We start from the raw sequence: 17,360 nt of genomic DNA, 5'->3' as shown, positions 1-17,360 counted from the left end.
AGCCATAGGGTTTGCGGTATACAGACGGGCTATAGAGCTAGATCCATGGATTTCACCTTGCTGGAGCCGAAAATGTCCCTAAGACCGCTCGTTTTGCTCAGTCTTTTCAGCCTGTTGGTGGCCTGCAGCAGCGATGCGCCCAAGCCCCAGCCGCCGACGCCAGGGCCTGCCCCGCAGGCGGCACAGAAAAAAGCCAGGGAATCGGCCAACCTCGGCCCGCTACCCGCCTATCAGCGTGAGTTGAGTGGCACCCTGCAAGGCGTGCCGGCCGGCGCCGAAGTCGAACTGGCGCTGCTGGTGATCGATGACAAGGGCCGCCCGCAACAATTGTTGGCCAGCTCCAGCCTGATCGGTTCCAATCAGATTCTGCCGTTTCACCTGCGATTCAACCCGGAATCCTTTCCGGTCGGTGCCCGCGTTGAACTGCGTGGCCGCGCCAGCCAGTCCGGCCAGCTGATTTTGCATCTGCCGTCGCAGGTCGTCACGCAGCCAACGACGCAGGTGCTGGGTCAACTGCAATTCGTCAAAGCGCCATGATTGCACCGCTCGACCTGCAACAGGCGTTAGGCGAACTGCTTGGTGACGCACAGCTGGTTGCCTGCGAATTGCCGGACACCGACCTGAAGCTATGGCTGATCGACGGCGACAACATGGACCGCGCGTTCAGCCCGGAAGAAACCCGGCGGATTCTCCATGAGCCGCCCTATTGGGGTTTCTGCTGGGCCAGCGGCCTGGCGGTCGCCCGTTATCTCGCCGAATTCCCTGAGTGGGTCAAAGGCAAACGGGTACTGGATTTCGGCGCCGGTTCCGGGGTGGCGGGGATCGCAGCCGTCAAGGCCGGAGCGCTGGAAGTGGTGGCTTGTGACCTGGACCCGCTGGCGATTGCCGCGTGTCGGGCGAATGCCGAACTCAATGACGTACACCTCAACTACTCGACGGATTTTTTTGCCGAGGCGGATCGGTTTGATCTGATTCTGGTGGCCGACGTGCTGTACGACCGGGCGAATCTGCCGTTGCTCGATGAATTCTTGAGTCGCGGCCAGGAAGCGTTGGTGGCGGATTCCCGAGTGAGGGATTTCAGGCACCCGCTTTATCAACGCATCGAGATGCTGGAAGCAATGACCTTGCCCGACCTGGCCGAGCCCGAAGAGTTTCGGCATGTGAGCCTCTACCACGCCACCCGAGCCTGATCATTCCCACGCTCCGCGTGGGAATGCAGCCCGGGACGCTCCGCGTCCCAAAGCGGACGCAGAGCGTCCATTGAGGCATTCCCACGCAGAGCGTGGGAACGATCGGTACTCTGGCTTCCGGCCACCCCCGCCAAGTCGTATAGTTGCCCCATTAACGCTTTTACGAGATCCCCCATGAGTCAGGAAACGCCGTACATCTTCGACGCCACGACTGCCGATTTCGAGCAGTCGGTGATCGAGAACTCTTTCCACAAACCGGTGCTGGTGGATTTCTGGGCCGAATGGTGTGCGCCGTGCAAGGCCTTGATGCCGATGCTGCAAACCATCGCCGAGAGCTATCAGGGCGAGTTGCTGCTGGCCAAGGTCAACTGCGACGTCGAGCCGGACATCGTTTCGCGCTTCGGCATTCGCAGCCTGCCGACGGTGGTGCTGTTCAAGGACGGTCAGCCGGTGGATGGTTTCGCCGGTGCGCAGCCTGAATCTGCGGTACGCGCAATGCTCGAACCTCACGTGCAAATGCCGCCGCCGGCTGCTTCCGACCCGTTCGAACAGGCTCAGGCGTTGTTCGATGACAACCGCTTTGCCGACGCAGAAACCACACTGAAAGTGCTGCTGGGCGAAGACAACACCAATGCCAAGGCGCTGATTCTCTACGCCCGCTGCCTCACCGAACGTGGCGAGCTGGGTGAAGCGCAAACCGTGCTCGACGCGGTCAAGAGCGACGAGCACAAGGCCGCCCTCGCCGGCGCCAAGGCGCAGATCCAGTTCCTCGGTCAGGCCAAGGACCTGCCGGATGCGGCAGACCTGAAAGCGCGTCTGGCAAAAAATCCGCAGGACGATGAAGCGGTTTATCAGCTGGCGATCCAGCAACTGGCCCGTCAGCAGTACGAGGCGGCGCTGGATGCATTGCTCAAGCTGTTCGTGCGCAATCGCAGCTACAGCGAAGGCCTGCCGCACAAGACCTTGCTGCAGGTGTTCGAACTGCTGGGCAACGATCACCCACTGGTGACCACGTACCGCCGCAAGTTGTTTGCCGCGCTGTACTGATCGGATCGGGCCGTGCGAACCCAATCCGTAGGAGCTGCGGCACGCTGCTATCTTTTGATCTTGTTTCTGCAACGCTGAAACGGCCTGAAGAACAAAAGATCGCAGCCTTCGGCAGCTCCTACGCTGGCTCGATCCAGCTGTAGAGCGGTGTATCTCCGCCGCTCGTCACCTTCACATCAGTGCAATGACGCAGGCGCACCAACAGGCGTTTTCCCGACGCCGCGCTGCCAGTCAAACCTTCCAACTGATCGAGCAAGTCCGGCCCGCTCAATTGCCCGGCCTTGCGCAGCAAATCCTTGGCGATCTGCCACAGCGCATCATCCTGATTGATCGGTTTTGCCGGCGTGGCACTGGCCTCGGGGTTCACCACCTGCAACTGCGCACCGAGCCGTGCCCAGTCGCTGTCATCCATCTCCAGCGTCAAATCCACCGGCCAGTCGCCGATGCTTCCGCGTATACGCAACATAATTCTGCTCCTGCACATTTCTGATTCGCATGCTCCCATGGGGCTTGTGCAACGCCAAGTAGCCGGTCAAACTCTCGGCACTTTCGTTATAAGATTACATAACACATTCTTCATTTTACTTTTCGGAGACCCGCCATGCGTCGTCTGCTGCTCGCTCTGCCGTTTGCCCTGTTGCCGCTGGCTGTCGCCCATGCCGTTGATGAACATGATCACGAGCACGGCAGCCTCGGCGCTCACGAACATGGTGTCGGTCGCCTGAACGCAGCATTGGATGGTCAAACCCTGGAGCTGGAACTGGAAAGCCCGGCGATGAACCTTGTAGGTTTCGAACACGCCGCCACCACCGACGCCGACAAAGCCAAAGTCGCCGCCGTTCGTGCGCAGCTGGAAAAACCATTGGTGTTGTTCAACCTGCCCAAAGCCGCCGGCTGCGTGGTCGCGACTCAGGAACTGGAAAGTCCGCTGTTCGGCGACAAGCCCGGTGCCGATGATGATCACGACGAAGTGGCCAATGGCGAACATCACCACGACCACAGCGAAATCCACGCCCATTATCAATTCAGCTGCTCGGCACCGGGGGCGCTGAAGACCCTGGACCTGGCGAACATCTTCAACACGTTCCCGGCGACCCAGAAGATTCAGGTACAACTGATCAGCCCGAGCGGGCAGCAAGGGGTTGAAGTGACGGCCAAGGCGGCAGCCCTGAAATTCTAAACCCACCGCAGAACCCTTGTGGGAGCGAGCCTGCTCGCGAATGCGGTCTGACAGTCGATACAGATGTTGCGGCTGACGGCCCCTTCGCGAGCAGGCTCGCTCCCACAGGGTTCACCACCAATCTGACCGGTTTCACATGACCCAAGCACTCATCGAACTGTCCGACCTGGGCTTCAGTTGGCCCGGTCATCCGCCGCTGCTGGATATCCCGGCGTTTCGCCTGGAGCCCGGCGAAACCCTGTTCCTCAAAGGCCCCAGCGGCAGCGGCAAGACCACCCTGCTCGGCCTGCTCGGCGGTGTGCAGAAGCCCAATCGCGGCAGCATCCGATTGCTGGGCCAGGAACTGACCGAACTCTCGGCCGGTGCTCGCGACCGCTTCCGGGTCGATCACACCGGCTACATCTTCCAGCAGTTCAACTTGCTGCCGTTTCTCTCGGTGCGCGAGAACGTTGAGTTGCCTTGCCACTTTTCCAAACTGCGCGCTGAACGGGCGATCCAGCGTCACGGCAGCGTCGATCAGGCGGCGGCCACCCTCCTCGCCCACTTGGGTTTGAAAGACCAAAACCTGCTCGGCCGCCGCGCCGATTCGTTGTCCATCGGCCAACAGCAACGGGTGGCCGCTGCGCGCGCGTTGATCGGTCAGCCTGAATTGGTGATTGCCGACGAACCGACCTCGGCCCTGGACTACGACGCCCGCGAGAATTTCATTCGCTTGCTGTTCGCTGAATGCCGCGAAGCCGGGTCGAGCCTGCTGTTCGTCAGCCATGACCAGAGCCTGGCACCGCTTTTCGATCGCCACCTGTCGCTGGCCGATCTCAATCGCGCCGCCACCCCGTCCGAGGTCTGAGATGTATTTGTTTCGTCTAGCCATGGCCAGCCTGGCTAACCGCCGCTTCACCGCGATCCTCACCGCGTTCGCCATTGCCCTGTCGGTCTGCCTTCTACTGGCCGTGGAACGGGTGCGCACCGAAGCCAAGGCCAGTTTCGCCAGCACCATCAGCGGCACCGACCTGATCGTCGGCGCACGTTCCGGCTCAGTGAACCTGTTGCTGTACTCGGTGTTCCGCATCGGCAATGCCACCAACAACATTCGTTGGGACAGCTTCGAACACTTCGCCAACAACCCGAAAGTGAAGTGGGCAATCCCGATGTCCCTCGGCGACTCCCATCGCGGTTACCGGGTGATGGGCACCACCGAGGCGTACTTCGAGCATTACCAATACGGTCATCAGCAACACCTGGAACTGGCCGACGGCCGCGCCTTCGCCACCGATCCGTTTGAAGTAGTGCTCGGTGCCGAAGTGGCCGATGCGCTGCACTACAAACTCGGCGACAAACTGGTGCTGGCCCACGGCGTGGCGGTGATCAGCCTGGTCAAGCACGACGACAAGCCCTTCACCGTGGTCGGCATTCTCAAACGCACCGGCACCCCGGTGGACCGCACGTTGCACATCAGCCTCGGCGGTATGGAAGCGATTCACATCGACTGGCACAACGGCGTGCCGGCACGCGGCAACGGTCGGATCAGCGCCGATCAGGCACGCAACATGGACCTGACGCCGCAAGCGATCACCGCGTTCATGCTCGGCCTCAACAGCAAGATTTCGACCTTCGCGCTGCAGCGTGAGATCAACGAATTTCGGGGTGAACCGATGCTGGCGATCCTGCCGGGCGTGGCGCTGCAAGAGCTGTGGAGTTTGATGAGCACGGCAGAAAAGGCCTTGTTCGTGGTCTCGCTGTTCGTGGTGCTGACCGGGTTGATCGGCATGCTCACGGCGATCCTCACCAGCCTCAACGAACGACGTCGGGAGATGGCGATTCTGCGTTCGGTGGGTGCCCGGCCGTGGCACATCGCGACGTTGCTGGTGCTGGAGGCGTTTGCCTTGGCGCTGTCGGGCGTGATTGCCGGGGTGGGTCTTTTGTATGTGGGCATCGCCCTGGCCCAAGGTTATGTGCAAGCCAATTACGGCTTGTACCTGCCGCTGGCCTGGCCGAGCGAATATGAATGGACGCTGCTCGGTGGCATCCTGATCGCCGCGTTGCTGATGGGCAGCGTGCCGGCCTGGCGTGCGTATCGCCAATCCCTGGCCGATGGCCTGTCGATCCGTTTATGAGGACGTTGAACATGCCCCGCGCTGTACTTGCGCTGTTGATGCTGGTCGCCTTGCCCCTATGGGCGGCTGAGCCGAAAGACCTGACGTGGTCGGAAATGATCCCGCCGGACGCCGCACCGGAAGTGCCGAACATGACGCCGCTGCACGACCTGTCGCAAATGGGCAGCGCATTGGCCGCCGAATCGGCGCCCGCGGCCAAGCAAGACATGCCCAATGCACCGGTGGTGAAAAGCCTCGACGGTCAGCACATTCGTTTACCGGGCTACATCGTGCCGCTGGAAGTGAGTGAAGAAGGTCGCACCACCGAGTTTCTGCTGGTGCCTTATTTCGGCGCCTGCATCCACGTGCCGCCACCGCCGTCGAACCAGATCGTGCACGTCAAAAGCGAGGTGGGTGTGAAGCTCGACGAGTTGTATCAGCCGTACTGGATCGAGGGTGCGTTGCAGGTCAAGGCCTCGACCAGCGAGTTGGCGGATGCCGGGTATCAGATGGAGGCGGACAAGATTTATGTGTATGAACTGCCGGAGTGAAACCGGTAGTTATTCTTACCGTTGATATCGCCAAGATCGCAGCCTTCGGCAGCTCCTACCTTGACCGCGTGCAAACCCGATCCTGTAGGAACTACCGAAGGTTGCGATCTTTTGGGGCCATCACTGTTTCATTGAGCTGAGTCAAAAGACCGTATCAGACGCCTCCGTACCATTGGACATCAAAAATTTTTAACGTCCTTTGGAGCCTCCATGCACAAGTCCTTGCTCAGCGCTTCGCTGTTTGCCCTCGCGCTCGCAGCCCCACTCGCTTACGCCCACGAAGCGGGTGACATCATCCTTCGCGCCGGTGCAATCACCGTCAACCCAGAAGCCGACAGTTCCAGCGTCAAGGTTGATCAAGGCCCGCTGGCCGGTACGGACCTGGGTGGCAAGGCCACCATGAGCAGCGACACGCAGCTGGGTCTGAACTTCGCTTACATGCTCGACAGCCACTGGGGGATTGAGCTGCTCGCGGCCACCCCGTTCGAGCATGACGTGAAGATCAAAGGCACCGCCCTGCCCGCGGCCAACGGCAAACTCGGTTCCCTGAAACACCTGCCGCCGACCTTGAGCGTTGTGTACTACCCATTGGACGCGAAGTCCGCATTCCAGCCGTATGTCGGCGCCGGTATCAACTACACCTGGATCTACGACGAACACGTTGGCAGCGAAGCCAGCGCCAACGGCTTCAGCAATTTCAAGGCGGATAACTCCTGGGGCATGGCGTTCCAGGTCGGCGCCGACTACATGCTGACCGACAACATCCTGATCAACGCCCAGGTACGCTACATCGACATTGACACCACCGCGACGGTGGACAATAACGCAGTGGCTCCGGGCACTCGCGCCAAGGTCGATGTGGACGTGGACCCGTTCATCTACATGGTTGGCCTGGGTTACAAGTTCTAAAATTGCCACACAAAAAAGGCGCCTCGAAAGGCGCCTTTTTCATGCCCACGGAAACCTCAACGCCCCAACAACCGCGCCAGGCCGACATGCATCGGTGTCTGCTCCGGGTAGGTAAAGCGCTCCAGCAAACGCTGATTGTTCGCTCGCGAGTGGCGGATGTCACCGGAGCGCGCCGGGCCATAGCTCACCGGTGGCAATTGACCGACCACCGTTTCAAGGGCTTCAAGCATTTGCTTGAGGGTCGTGGCCTGGTTCCAGCCGACGTTCACCGCGCCGACTTCGACCTGCGGTTTCTCGATCGCTTGCACCAGCAAGTCGACCAGGTCTTCGACGTAAACGAAATCGCGAGTCTGCTCACCGTCACCGAATACCGTGATCGGCAGGCCCTTCTGCGCACGCTCGCTGAAAATGCTGATCACCCCGGAGTACGGCGAGGACGGATCCTGGCGTGGGCCGAAGATGTTGAAGAAGCGGAACACCACCGGCTCCAGACCATGCTGGCGACGGTAAAAATCGAAGTAATGCTCGCTCGCCAATTTATCCGACGCGTAGGGCGTCAACGGTGCCTTGGGCGTGTCTTCGTCGATCGACTCGCCTTCGCCATTGTTGCCGTAGACCGCTGCACTGGACGCATACAGCACCCGCTTGACGCCGCCCTGGCGCATGGCTTCACAGACATTCAGCGAACCAATGAAATTGCTCTGGTGGGTCTTCACCGGATCATCCACCGACGCCTGCACCGACGCCACCGCGGCCAGGTGCGCCACAGCGCTGCAACCGACCATCGCCCGCGCTACCAGCGCGGCGTCGGCGACATCGCCCACGATCAGTTCGACGCCGGGATTGTCCAGCGGCAAATTGCTGCGCTTGCCGGTGGAGAGGTCATCGAGAATGCGCACCGAATGGCCCTTGGCGAGTAAGGCATCGGTGAGGTGCGAGCCGATGAAACCGGCGCCGCCGGTGATTAAAACAGGGCCGTCAGCCATGGCGATAAAACCTATCCAGTAAGCCCGGGAGTGCCGCACGCCAGGCGCGGGGCTTGATCCCGAAAGTGTGCAGAATTTTCTTGCAGGCCAGCACCGCGTGTTGCGGTTCTTCGGCGGCGTCGGGCCGGGCGGCGTGAGCCTGGGCGGTCGGCGCTTCGATGGCCAGCGGGTGCAGCGCGCGTGCTTCGGTGAGGATCGCCTGCCCAAGTGCCAGCGGCGTGGTCGCCTCATGCCCGGCGTAATGGTAGGTACCCCACAGCGGCGCCGAGCAATCGAGTTGCTTGAGGACCGAGATAATCACCCGCGCGGCGTCATCCACCGGCGTCGGATTGCCCCGACGGTCATCAGCCATCAGCAATTCTTCAGGCAGTTCGGCGCGGCCGAGGAAACGCCCGAGGGTGCCGTCGGGGCTGTCATCCAGCAGCCAGCCAAAGCGCAGCAACACGTGTTGCGGGCAGGTGGCGCGCACGCTTTGTTCGATCCGCCACAAGGCCTGACCGCGCAGGCCCAAGGGCACCGGTTCGTCCTTTTCGCTGTAGGCCGTCGCCCGGGAGCCATCGAACACGCGATAGCTCGACGGTTGCAGCAGCACGATGTTGTGATGCTGGCACAGTTCGGCCAGACGCTCGATCGCCCGCTCCTGCCCGGCCAGACGTTGTTCGCTGACCGTCTCCGCCTGAAACCAGTCGAAGTAATAGGCGAGGTTGATCAACGCGTCTGGACGAGTGTCGTCGAGCAGTTGCGTCAGGCTCGCGGCATCCCAGCCGTCTTGCGGTGGGCGGGGGGCGAGGAAGCCGATGTCTTCCTCCGCACCGAGGCGAATCAGCGCCTGCCCAAGGGCATTTCCGCCGCCCAGTAACATAAGGCGCATTCGCATAGAGTCAGCAGGCCCAGTCTGATTGAAACAATGGCTTTATCGACACCGCTCGCGGGCGATGCCGTCGATAGTTGCCGGAATCGTTGCATTTTGCGGGTTTAGTGCGCAACCGTCATCCGTAAAGTGTAGATCCTCGGGAATTGTGGCGCTGCTACTGGCCTCATCGCCGGCAAGCCGGTCTCGCTCCCACATTAGATCCAGGGCGCACACAAATCCCTTGTGGGAGCGAGACCGGCTTGCCGGCGAAGGGGCCATAAGGATCGACGCAGATCCCGAGTGGTACTTGCAACTTCCCCGACTCGCCCGCATAAATCAGGACATGAATCTGCCAATCCCGACGGACAGTGCCCTGGCAGGCTTCCACCCCGCCGTCAGCGCCTGGTTCAGCAGCACCTTCCCGACGGTCACCGCCGCCCAGGCCCGGGCGTGGCCGTTGATCCGCCAGCACCGTTCGACCCTGGTCGCCGCACCCACGGGCTCCGGCAAGACCCTCACCGCGTTCCTCGCGGTCATCGACGACCTGGTCCACCGCGCAATGGCCAACGGCGGCCATCTGCCGGATGAAACCCTGGTGGTCTACGTTTCGCCGCTGAAGGCCTTGTCCAACGACATCCAGATCAACCTGCAAAACCCGCTGGCCGGCATCACCGAGCAGTTACGCGTGATGGGCCTGCCCGAACTGCAGATCAACACCGCCGTGCGCACCGGTGATACGCCGCAAAAAGACCGCTCGGCGATGCGCAAGACCGCCCCGCACATTCTGGTGACCACCCCGGAATCCCTTTACGTGCTGCTCGGCTCCGACTCCGGTCGGCAAATGCTCAGTACCGCCCGCACGGTGATCGTCGACGAAATTCACGCGATCGCCGCCAGCAAGCGCGGCAGTCACCTGGCCCTGAGCCTCGAGCGACTGCAAGCGTTGTGCGTGCAACCGCTGATGCGGATCGGCCTGTCTGCCACGCAAAAACCCATTGAGGCCGTCTCGCAATTTCTGGTTGGCCGTGATCGCGCGTGCGAAATCATCGACATCGGCCACGCCCGCCCGCGGGATCTGGACATCGAAGTGCCGCCCGTGCCGTTGTCGGCGGTGATGGCCAACGACATCTGGGAACTGGTCTACGACCGCCTCGCCGCCCTCGCCCGCGAACACCGCACCACGCTGATTTTCGTCAACACCCGACGCCTCGCCGAACGCCTGAGCCGTCACTTGAGCGAACGCCTCGGCAAAGACGCGGTGGCCGCCCATCACGGCAGTCTGGCGAAGGAGTTTCGTCTCGACGCCGAACAGCGGCTCAAGCGCGGTGAGCTGCAAGTATTGATTGCCACGGCGTCCCTGGAACTGGGGATTGATATCGGCGATGTCGACCTGGTCTGCCAGATTGCCTCGCCACGCTCGATCGCCGGGTTTCTGCAACGGGTCGGCCGTTCCGGGCACCAGGTCGGCGGCACGCCCAAGGGCCGTTTGTTCGCCACCACCCGCGACGACCTGATCGAATGCGCCGCCCTGCTCGACTGCGTGCGGCGCGGCGAACTCGACACGTTACTGATCCCCAAGGCACCGCTAGACGTACTCGCGCAACAAATCATCGCCGAGGTCAGCTGCCAGGAATGGCAGGAGCAGGCATTGCTGGAGATGTTCCGCAACGCCTCGCCTTACAGCGAACTCGACGAAAAACACTATCAAGCGCTGCTGCAGATGCTCGCCGAAGGCTACAACGGTCGCCTGGGCATCCGCAGCGCTTACCTGCACCGCGACGCCGTGACCCGCACCTTGCGCGGTCGTCGGGGCGCCAAGCTGACGGCCGTGACCAGCGGCGGGACGATCCCGGACAACGCCGACTACAGCGTTTTGCTCGAACCCCAAGGGCTGAACATCGGCAGCGTCAACGAAGACTTTGCAGTGGAAAGCATCGCCGGGGATGTCTTCCAATTGGGCAACACCTCCTACCGAATTCTGCGGGTCGAAACCGGCAAGGTCCGGGTCGAAGACGCTCAGGGCCAACCGCCGACCATTCCATTCTGGCTCGGCGAAGCGCCGGGCCGCAGTGCGGAACTGTCATTCGCCGTGGCCCGCCTGCAAGCGCAACTCGATGAGCTGCTCGGCGCCACACCCGGTCACTTGCAGCCCGCGATCGACTGGCTGACCGACACCCTCGGTCTGAACCTGGCCAGTGCCGAACAATTGGTCGATTACCTGGCCCGTGCGCGCCTGACATTGGGCGCCCTGCCGTCACAAGACACGCTGCTGATGGAGCGTTTTTTCGACGAGTCCGGCGGCACGCAATTAATCATCCACACGCCGTTCGGCAGCCGCATCAACCGCGCCTGGGGCCTGGCCCTGCGTAAGCGCTTCTGCCGCACCTTCAACTTCGAATTGCAGGCCGCCGCCAGCGAAGACGCCATCGTCCTGTCGCTGTCGACCAGCCACAGTTTTGAACTCGATGATGTCTGGCGCTACCTGCACAGCAACAGCGCCGAGCACACCCTGATTCAAGCCGTGCTCGATGCGCCGCTGTTCGGTGTGCGCTGGCGCTGGAATGCCGGGGTCGCGCTGGCGCTGCCACGCTACAGTGGCGGACGCAAAGTCCCGCCGCAGATCCAGCGAATGAAAAGCGAAGACCTGATCGCCAGCGTATTTCCCGACCAGATGGCCTGCGTGGAAAACCTCGGCGGCGAACGGGAAATTCCCGACCATCCACTGGTGGAGCAAACCCTCGACGACTGCCTGCACGAAGCCATGGACAGCGAAGGCTGGCTGGCGTTGTTGCGACGCATGGAACGTGGCGACATCCGCTTGATCAGCCGCGACTTACCCGCCCCTCGCCGCTGGCAGCGGAAATTCTCAGTGCCCGCCCCTACACTTTTCTCGATGATGCGCCGCTGGAAGAGCGCCGCACTCAAGCAGTGCTCAATCGCCGCTGGAGCGATCCCCAGTCCACCGACGACCTCGGTGCGCTGGATGCAGACGCGATTCAAGCGGTGCGTGAGGAAGCTTGGCCAACGCCGACTGGTGTCGATGAAATGCATGAGGCGTTGATGAGCCTCGCCTGCATCTCCGACGCCGAGGCCCTGGCTAATCCAGACTGGCTCGATTGGCTAAACGCCCTGGCTGACAGCGGTCGCGCCAGCCGCTTGCAAGTCAATGCCGGGCAAGCGCTATGGTTGGCACTGGAGCGGCTGACTTGCCTGAACGCGATTTATCCACACGCGATTTTGCAGCCACCGCTGGAGGCGTTGCCCGGATTCGATGAAGTCTGGACGGCGGACGAAGCGGTGCTGGAAGTGATTCGTGCGCGGCTCAGCGCGTTCGGTCCGTTGCCGCTGAACGCGATTGCCGAACCGCTCGGTTTAGCGGCGACTCAAGTCACCCAGGCGTTGGCGCAACTGGAGCGCGAAGGCTATGTGCTGCGCGGTCAATTCACGCCCGGCACGGGTGAGGAAGAATGGTGCGAGCGGCACCTGCTGGCGCGGATTCACCGCTACACCGTCAAGCGTCTGCGGCGGGAAATCGAGCCGGTGGCGTTGCAGGATTTCATGCGTTTCCTGTTCGACTGGCAGCATCTGTCCACCGCGACCCAAGGTCAGGGCAGCGCAATATTGCCCGCGATAGTCGGTCAGTTCGAAGGCTACCCCGCCGCCGCTTCAGCCTGGGACAGCGATATTTTGCCGGCGCGAATAAAAGACTATTCAGCGAGTTGGCTGGATGACCTGTGTCGCAGCGGCAAACTGGTCTGGACTCGCCTGACCGCACGCAACAAGAGCGCCAGCACGGCATTGCGCAGCACACCGATTCTGCTGCTGCCGCGCAGTCAGGTCGGGTTGTGGAGCGGGTTGACCGAGCAGACGCCGGTCAGCGAACTGTCACCCAAAACGCAAAAAGTCTACGAAGCCCTCAGCCAACACGGCGCGCTGTTTTTCGATGAGCTGACTCACGAAGCCCACCTGCTGCGCTCGGAGCTGGAAATCGCCCTGCAGGAATTGGTAGGCGCCGGGCTGGTGAACGCCGACAGCTTCGCCGGTCTGCGAGCGCTGATCACCCCGGCCAGCAAACGCCAGAATCGCAGCAGCCGACGCGGGCGCGGGGCGTTTGTCGGCGGGATGGACGATGCCGGGCGCTGGGCCTTGCTGCGACGCGGGGCGCCTGCACCGGTTGTGGATAACAAACGACCGGCGCCCACGCCGACTGACACCCTTGAACATATCGCCATGACCTTGCTCCGGCGCTACGGCGTGGTGTTCTGGCGCCTGCTGGAACGTGAAGCGGAGTGGTTGCCGAGCTGGCGAGAATTGCTGCGCACGTTCCATCGCCTGGAAGCTCGAGGCGAGATTCGCGGCGGGCGGTTTGTCAGTGGCTTGGCCGGTGAACAGTTTGCGTTGCCCGAGGCCATACCGTTACTGCGTGAGGTGCGACGACGGCCGCATGACGGGAGTTTGATTGCCGTGTGCGGAGTTGATCCGCTGAACCTCGCCGGGACGCTTCTACCGGGCGCGAAGGTGCCGGCGCTAGCGAGCAATCGGCTGGTGTATCGCGATGGATTGCCGGCCGCTGCCGAGATTGCCGGTAAGCAGATTTTCTGGCTGAAGCTGGATCAGCAAGACAGTGCCGAACTGCATAACAAACTGATCCGGCATTGATGTTGTCGGCACCGGCCTCTTCGCGAGCAGGCTCGCTCCCACAGGGGAATGCGCTCAAATGTGGGAGCGAGCCTGCTCGCGAAGAGGCCAGTAAGCGCACCAAAATTATTGAGTGCGCGGCTGATCCGGCAAGAACACCGATGAATGCTCCGATGCAAGCCCATCGCTTTGCGGTGGCTCAACAGCCTGCCTGGGCATCAAGACCTGCTGTGGATAAGTCTGCGCGAAATGCACCCACGGGCTGTTATCCACAAGCTTTTTCAAACGCTGGTTGAACGCCCGACTCACCGCGTATTGCCCACCCGACACGGTGCGGAACTGTGCCGTCAGCACCACGCCGTTGAGGTCCATCTTGTCGACACCGAACACATCCAGCGGCCCTTGCAGGTTGTACTTGAGGAACGCATCGTCGCGGATGGAATCCCCTGCCTCGCGGATCAACTCGATAGCCTTGTCGACATCGGTGTCGTAGGTGAATTGCACCGAAAAGAACGCATAGGCGAATTGCCGCGATTGATTGGTCACGGCCTTGATCTGACCGAACGGCACCGAGTGCACAAACCCCTTGCCGTCGCGCAGGCGCAAGGTGCGAATAGTCAGGCCTTCAACGGTGCCGGCGTGGCCAGAGTCGAGCACCACCCAATCGCCAATCGACAATGTGTCTTCGATGATGATGAACAACCCGGTGATCACGTCCTGCACCAGCTGCTGGGAACCGAAACCGATCGCCAGCCCCACCACACCGGCACCGGCCAGAAAGGGTGCAACGTTGATCCCGAGGTTCGCCATGGTGGTGATGGCGCAGATCACCACCAGAATGATTTTGATCGCGTTGCGCAGCAGCGGCAGGATGGTTTTGGTTCGGGTACTGGGTTGGCGCGCCGAGCGTTTGTTAACGGGTGGTTTCAGGGCTTCCTGAATCGCCGTGTCCAACACCACCCAGCCCATCCAGGTCACCAGGAAAATCAAACCGATACGGCTCAGGGAATCACTGATCGCCCGGCCGACCGAATTGCTCACCGCAAACTCGAACAGCGACACGCCCCAGATGCGCCCCAGGACATCGATGAACACGATTGCCAGGGCGATCCGCAGCAACGCGTGCGAAAGGCTGAGAAAGCGTTCTTTGTAGGCACTGCTGCGGCGCACGGCCAACTCACTGCGCGACTTGAACAGGTGATGCAGCGACGTGCTGAGAAACACCGTCGCAATCAGCAACACCGTGGTAAACAGCGCACAGCGCAGTACTTTCTGGTTGTCATCGCCAATGCCGATCAGGTTGATCACCGACACCAGCACCATCAACAAAATCGGCCAGTACCAGAGCCCGGAAAAGATCCGCAGCATTTCACGCAAGGCCGGCTGACTGAGGCGCTGGGATGACGGCAAAATGCGGATCAGATGGGCGACCGGACGGCGCATCTTGATCACCAAAAAGCCAAAGGTGACCGAGGCCGCCACCCCGGTGAACACCGCGACGCTGCTGGTGAGATTGCCTCCGAGCAGGCGGGCGATCTGCGGGCTGGTCAAGGCGTCGCTCAGGGCCACGAGGAAACCCATCAAAAAGAGTGGGCGTGGGCTGTACTGACGAATAATCTGCACCGCCCGGCGCTTGTGGCCGGCATTGAACAGCACCACCACCGACAACAGCAACGACGCGGCGAAAATGCCGCTGCTGGTGGCATAGGCGAAACACAATGCCAGCGCCCGGCCGGCGGAGACTTGCAGGAAGTGGCTGACATACAGCGTCAGCGGCAGACTGATCAGCGCCGGAACCGTGTAGGGCAACACATAACCCAGTAATGCCTGACCGCGCTCGCGAGTGAGCAGCAGGCGGTTCTGGCACAGACGTTTGGCGAGCAGTCCGCCAAGCAACCAGAGCAGCGCGAAAACGCCGATCCACACACCGGACAACAGCAGGAAATCCCCCGCCACGCTCCAGCTCGAGCGGGACGACGGATGATTGACCAGTTGATCCACCTCAACGGCCGCCCGGTCTGCACGCAGACGCCAGGCGTCCAACAGGTCCTCGTTGAGATCGAGTTTTCCCTGGACTTGATCAATGCTCGAACTGATGGCCCCCAGCAAACCACCCTGTACCAGCGGTTCGGGGTGGGCCAGTGGGGTCGTGGCGGTGGCCGGCACACCCGGCAGTGCGGCAGCCTCCAGCTCGTTGCTACCCAGAATCAGCAATGCCCCCAGTAGTATCGCGGTCTTGAACTTGAACAAACGCGGCGCTCCTGCATAAGGGTCTGTAAGGAACTGATCGGGGAATTGTAGGCAAGTTCGGTTTTGGCCTGGAGATAACCAGCTAACGCGGCCATAACGCAATCCGTGTAGCAGCTGGCGAAGCCTGCGTCCGGCTGCGCAGCAGTCGTAAAGTCAGACACTGCGGTGTGTCAGATTCACCGTGCACTCAGGGTTCACGACTGCTGCGCAGCCGGACGCAGGCTTCGCCAGCTGCTACAGGGTCTGCGTTGCAGCTGAAAAACCTTTAACCCTTTCGATATTTGATCTATACGCAAATATCAAATGCCCATCCCTCTATTTTTCCACACAGCCCAAACCCGGACACTGCGCTCCATCAATCAATCCACCGGAGTTGCAGCCATGCCCATTGCCTTGCTCGCGCTGACCCTCAGCGCCTTCGCCATCGGGACGACCGAGTTCGTCATCGTTGGCCTGTTACCCACCATCGGCGCCGACCTTGGCGTCAGCCTGCCGTCCGCCGGCCTGCTGGTCAGCCTCTACGCATTGGGCGTTGCCATTGGCGCCCCGGTGCTGACCGCCCTCACCGGAAAAGTCCCACGCAAAATGCTGCTGTTGTCGCTGATGGTGCTGTTCACCCTCGGCAACCTGCTGGCCTGGAAAGCGCCGAGTTACGAGTCGCTGATCATTGCGCGGATCGTCACCGGCCTGGCCCATGGGGTGTTTTTCTCGATTGGCTCGACCATCGCCACCAGCCTTGTGCCGAAGGAAAAAGCCGCCAGCGCGATCGCCATCATGTTCACCGGCCTGACCGTGGCACTGGTCACCGGCGTGCCGCTGGGGACCTTTATCGGTCAGCATTTCGGCTGGCGTGAAACCTTCCTCGCGGTGTCTGCACTGGGTGTGATCGCGTTCATCGGCAGCCTGCTTTACGTGCCGAAAAACATTGCCCACAGCAAACCAGCTTCACTGTTGCAGCAATTGCAGGTGCTCAAGCAACCCCGTCTGCTGCTGGTGTACGCCATGACCGCGGTCGGTTACGGCGGCTCGTTCATTGCGTTCACCTTCCTGGCACCGATTCTTCAGGACATTTCCGGCTTCAGCGCCAGCACCGTCAGCCTGGTGTTGTTGGTCTACGGCATCTCGGTGGCCGTCGGTAACATCTGGGGCGGCAAACTGGCGGACAAACGCGGCCCGATCAGCGCCCTGAAAATCATCTTCGCCCTGCTCGCTGCCGTGTTGTTCGTACTGACCTTCACCGCCGGCAATCCATGGCTGGCCCTGGCCACCGTGCTGGTCTGGGGTGCGGTTGCGTTCGGCAACGTGCCGGGCCTGCAGGTTTACGTGGTGCGTCAGGCCGAACATCACACCCCGCATGCGGTGGACGTGGCGTCGGGCCTGAACATTGCCGCGTTCAACCTCGGTATTGCTGGTGGCGCGTGGGGCGGTGGCTTGATCGTTGCTCACATGGGCCTGATTCACACCGCATGGATTGGTGGTTTGGTGGTGTTGGTCGCGTTGGCATTGACCATGTGGAGCGGTCGTCTTGATCGGTTGGGTCCGGTGTATGCCGAACCCGCTGAAGGTTTAACCCGAGTAGTCACAGGCCACTGATGAACCCTGTGGGAGCGAGCTTGCTCGCGATAGCGGACTTTCAGTCGATTGAGATGCTGACTGACACTCC

13 protein-coding genes and 1 pseudogene are annotated in these 17,360 nt (G+C 61.5%); 10 read left to right on the top strand and 4 right to left on the bottom strand.

The genetic code is table 11. The features are described from left to right. The first annotated feature begins 72 nt into the window (after positions 1-72). The 3 genes from JFU47_RS20735 (at position 73) to trxA (ending at position 2,237) form a co-directional block, all read left to right on the top strand. Positions 73-537, top strand: coding sequence for a hypothetical protein (locus JFU47_RS20735; RefSeq protein WP_201185366.1), 465 nt, complete (start codon positions 73-75; stop codon positions 535-537). Further along, positions 534-1,190: a class I SAM-dependent methyltransferase gene (locus tag JFU47_RS20730; protein ID WP_201185364.1), complete on the top strand. Its 657-nt coding sequence runs from the start codon at positions 534-536 to the stop codon at positions 1,188-1,190. Before JFU47_RS20735 ends, JFU47_RS20730 begins: the two co-directional genes overlap by 4 nt. Positions 1,191-1,364: 174 nt before the next feature. Further along, positions 1,365-2,237 (top strand): thioredoxin, encoded by an 873-nt coding sequence (gene trxA / locus JFU47_RS20725; protein ID WP_201185362.1) that lies wholly within the window; start codon positions 1,365-1,367, stop codon positions 2,235-2,237. 118 nt (positions 2,238-2,355) lie between these two features. Here trxA and JFU47_RS20720 read toward each other — a convergent pair whose 3' ends face one another. Next, a complete protein-coding gene (locus tag JFU47_RS20720; protein WP_201185360.1) occupies positions 2,356-2,703 on the bottom strand; it encodes a hypothetical protein in 348 nt (115 codons plus the stop codon). Between the two features lie 135 nt (positions 2,704-2,838). Between JFU47_RS20720 and JFU47_RS20715 the strand changes: the two genes are divergently transcribed. The 5 genes from JFU47_RS20715 to JFU47_RS20695 all read left to right on the top strand — a co-directional run bounded on the left by JFU47_RS20715 (position 2,839) and on the right by JFU47_RS20695 (position 6,970). Next, the gene (locus tag JFU47_RS20715) at positions 2,839-3,417 is read left to right on the top strand and encodes a DUF2796 domain-containing protein (protein WP_201185358.1); all 579 of its coding nucleotides are present in this window, start codon (positions 2,839-2,841) and stop codon (positions 3,415-3,417) included. A gap of 136 nt (positions 3,418-3,553) precedes the next feature. Beyond that, complete coding sequence (locus tag JFU47_RS20710; protein WP_140680817.1) at positions 3,554-4,264, top strand: ABC transporter ATP-binding protein; 711 nt, start codon at positions 3,554-3,556, stop codon at positions 4,262-4,264. A gap of 1 nt (position 4,265) precedes the next feature. Continuing rightward, positions 4,266-5,531: an ABC transporter permease gene (locus JFU47_RS20705; protein ID WP_140680815.1), complete on the top strand. Its 1,266-nt coding sequence runs from the start codon at positions 4,266-4,268 to the stop codon at positions 5,529-5,531. An 11-nt stretch (positions 5,532-5,542) separates the two neighbouring features. Beyond that, positions 5,543-6,061, top strand: coding sequence for a DUF3299 domain-containing protein (locus tag JFU47_RS20700; RefSeq protein WP_201185356.1), 519 nt, complete (start codon positions 5,543-5,545; stop codon positions 6,059-6,061). Positions 6,062-6,271: 210 nt separating this feature from the next. Next, entirely contained in the window at positions 6,272-6,970 is a 699-nt protein-coding gene (locus tag JFU47_RS20695) for an OmpW/AlkL family protein (RefSeq protein ID WP_201185354.1), read from the top strand. Positions 6,971-7,026: 56 nt separating this feature from the next. On the opposite strand, the gene JFU47_RS20690 is transcribed toward JFU47_RS20695, so the two are convergent. Both JFU47_RS20690 and JFU47_RS20685 read right to left on the bottom strand, forming a co-directional pair. Beyond that, complete coding sequence (locus JFU47_RS20690; RefSeq protein ID WP_201185352.1) at positions 7,027-7,956, bottom strand: NAD-dependent epimerase/dehydratase family protein; 930 nt, start codon at positions 7,954-7,956, stop codon at positions 7,027-7,029. Further along, positions 7,949-8,833: a sugar nucleotide-binding protein gene (locus tag JFU47_RS20685; protein ID WP_046047341.1), complete on the bottom strand. Its 885-nt coding sequence runs from the start codon at positions 8,831-8,833 to the stop codon at positions 7,949-7,951. Before JFU47_RS20685 ends, JFU47_RS20690 begins: the two co-directional genes overlap by 8 nt. Positions 8,834-9,152: 319 nt before the next feature. Between JFU47_RS20685 and JFU47_RS20680 the strand changes: the two are divergent. Continuing rightward, positions 9,153-13,468: pseudogene (locus JFU47_RS20680) on the top strand (DEAD/DEAH box helicase). Between the two features lie 105 nt (positions 13,469-13,573). Here the strand turns inward: JFU47_RS20680 and JFU47_RS20675 are convergent. Beyond that, complete coding sequence (locus JFU47_RS20675; protein ID WP_201185350.1) at positions 13,574-15,697, bottom strand: mechanosensitive ion channel family protein; 2,124 nt, start codon at positions 15,695-15,697, stop codon at positions 13,574-13,576. A 381-nt stretch (positions 15,698-16,078) separates the two neighbouring features. Here JFU47_RS20675 and JFU47_RS20670 point away from each other — a divergent pair, with 381 nt between their 5' ends. Further along, entirely contained in the window at positions 16,079-17,290 is a 1,212-nt protein-coding gene (locus JFU47_RS20670) for an MFS transporter (protein WP_201185340.1), read from the top strand. The last annotated feature ends 70 nt before the right edge of the window (positions 17,291-17,360 follow it).

Source organism: Pseudomonas sp. TH39(2020), assembly GCF_016650715.1.
Lineage (GTDB): Bacteria > Pseudomonadota > Gammaproteobacteria > Pseudomonadales > Pseudomonadaceae > Aquipseudomonas > Aquipseudomonas mandelii_C.
This window is presented reverse-complemented; position numbering and strand designations above follow the sequence as displayed.

Coding starts and splice junctions, on each gene's coding strand:
- JFU47_RS20730 (WP_201185364.1), top strand. CDS start 534: ATGATTGCACCGCTCGACCTGCAACAGGCGTTAGGCGAACTGCTTGGT.
- JFU47_RS20695 (WP_201185354.1), top strand. CDS start 6,272: ATGCACAAGTCCTTGCTCAGCGCTTCGCTGTTTGCCCTCGCGCTCGCA.
- JFU47_RS20720 (WP_201185360.1), bottom strand. CDS start 2,703: ATGTTGCGTATACGCGGAAGCATCGGCGACTGGCCGGTGGATTTGACG.
- JFU47_RS20715 (WP_201185358.1), top strand. CDS start 2,839: ATGCGTCGTCTGCTGCTCGCTCTGCCGTTTGCCCTGTTGCCGCTGGCT.
- JFU47_RS20700 (WP_201185356.1), top strand. CDS start 5,543: ATGCCCCGCGCTGTACTTGCGCTGTTGATGCTGGTCGCCTTGCCCCTA.
- JFU47_RS20710 (WP_140680817.1), top strand. CDS start 3,554: ATGACCCAAGCACTCATCGAACTGTCCGACCTGGGCTTCAGTTGGCCC.
- JFU47_RS20685 (WP_046047341.1), bottom strand. CDS start 8,833: ATGCGAATGCGCCTTATGTTACTGGGCGGCGGAAATGCCCTTGGGCAG.
- JFU47_RS20690 (WP_201185352.1), bottom strand. CDS start 7,956: ATGGCTGACGGCCCTGTTTTAATCACCGGCGGCGCCGGTTTCATCGGC.
- JFU47_RS20735 (WP_201185366.1), top strand. CDS start 73: ATGTCCCTAAGACCGCTCGTTTTGCTCAGTCTTTTCAGCCTGTTGGTG.
- JFU47_RS20670 (WP_201185340.1), top strand. CDS start 16,079: ATGCCCATTGCCTTGCTCGCGCTGACCCTCAGCGCCTTCGCCATCGGG.
- JFU47_RS20705 (WP_140680815.1), top strand. CDS start 4,266: ATGTATTTGTTTCGTCTAGCCATGGCCAGCCTGGCTAACCGCCGCTTC.
- trxA (WP_201185362.1), top strand. CDS start 1,365: ATGAGTCAGGAAACGCCGTACATCTTCGACGCCACGACTGCCGATTTC.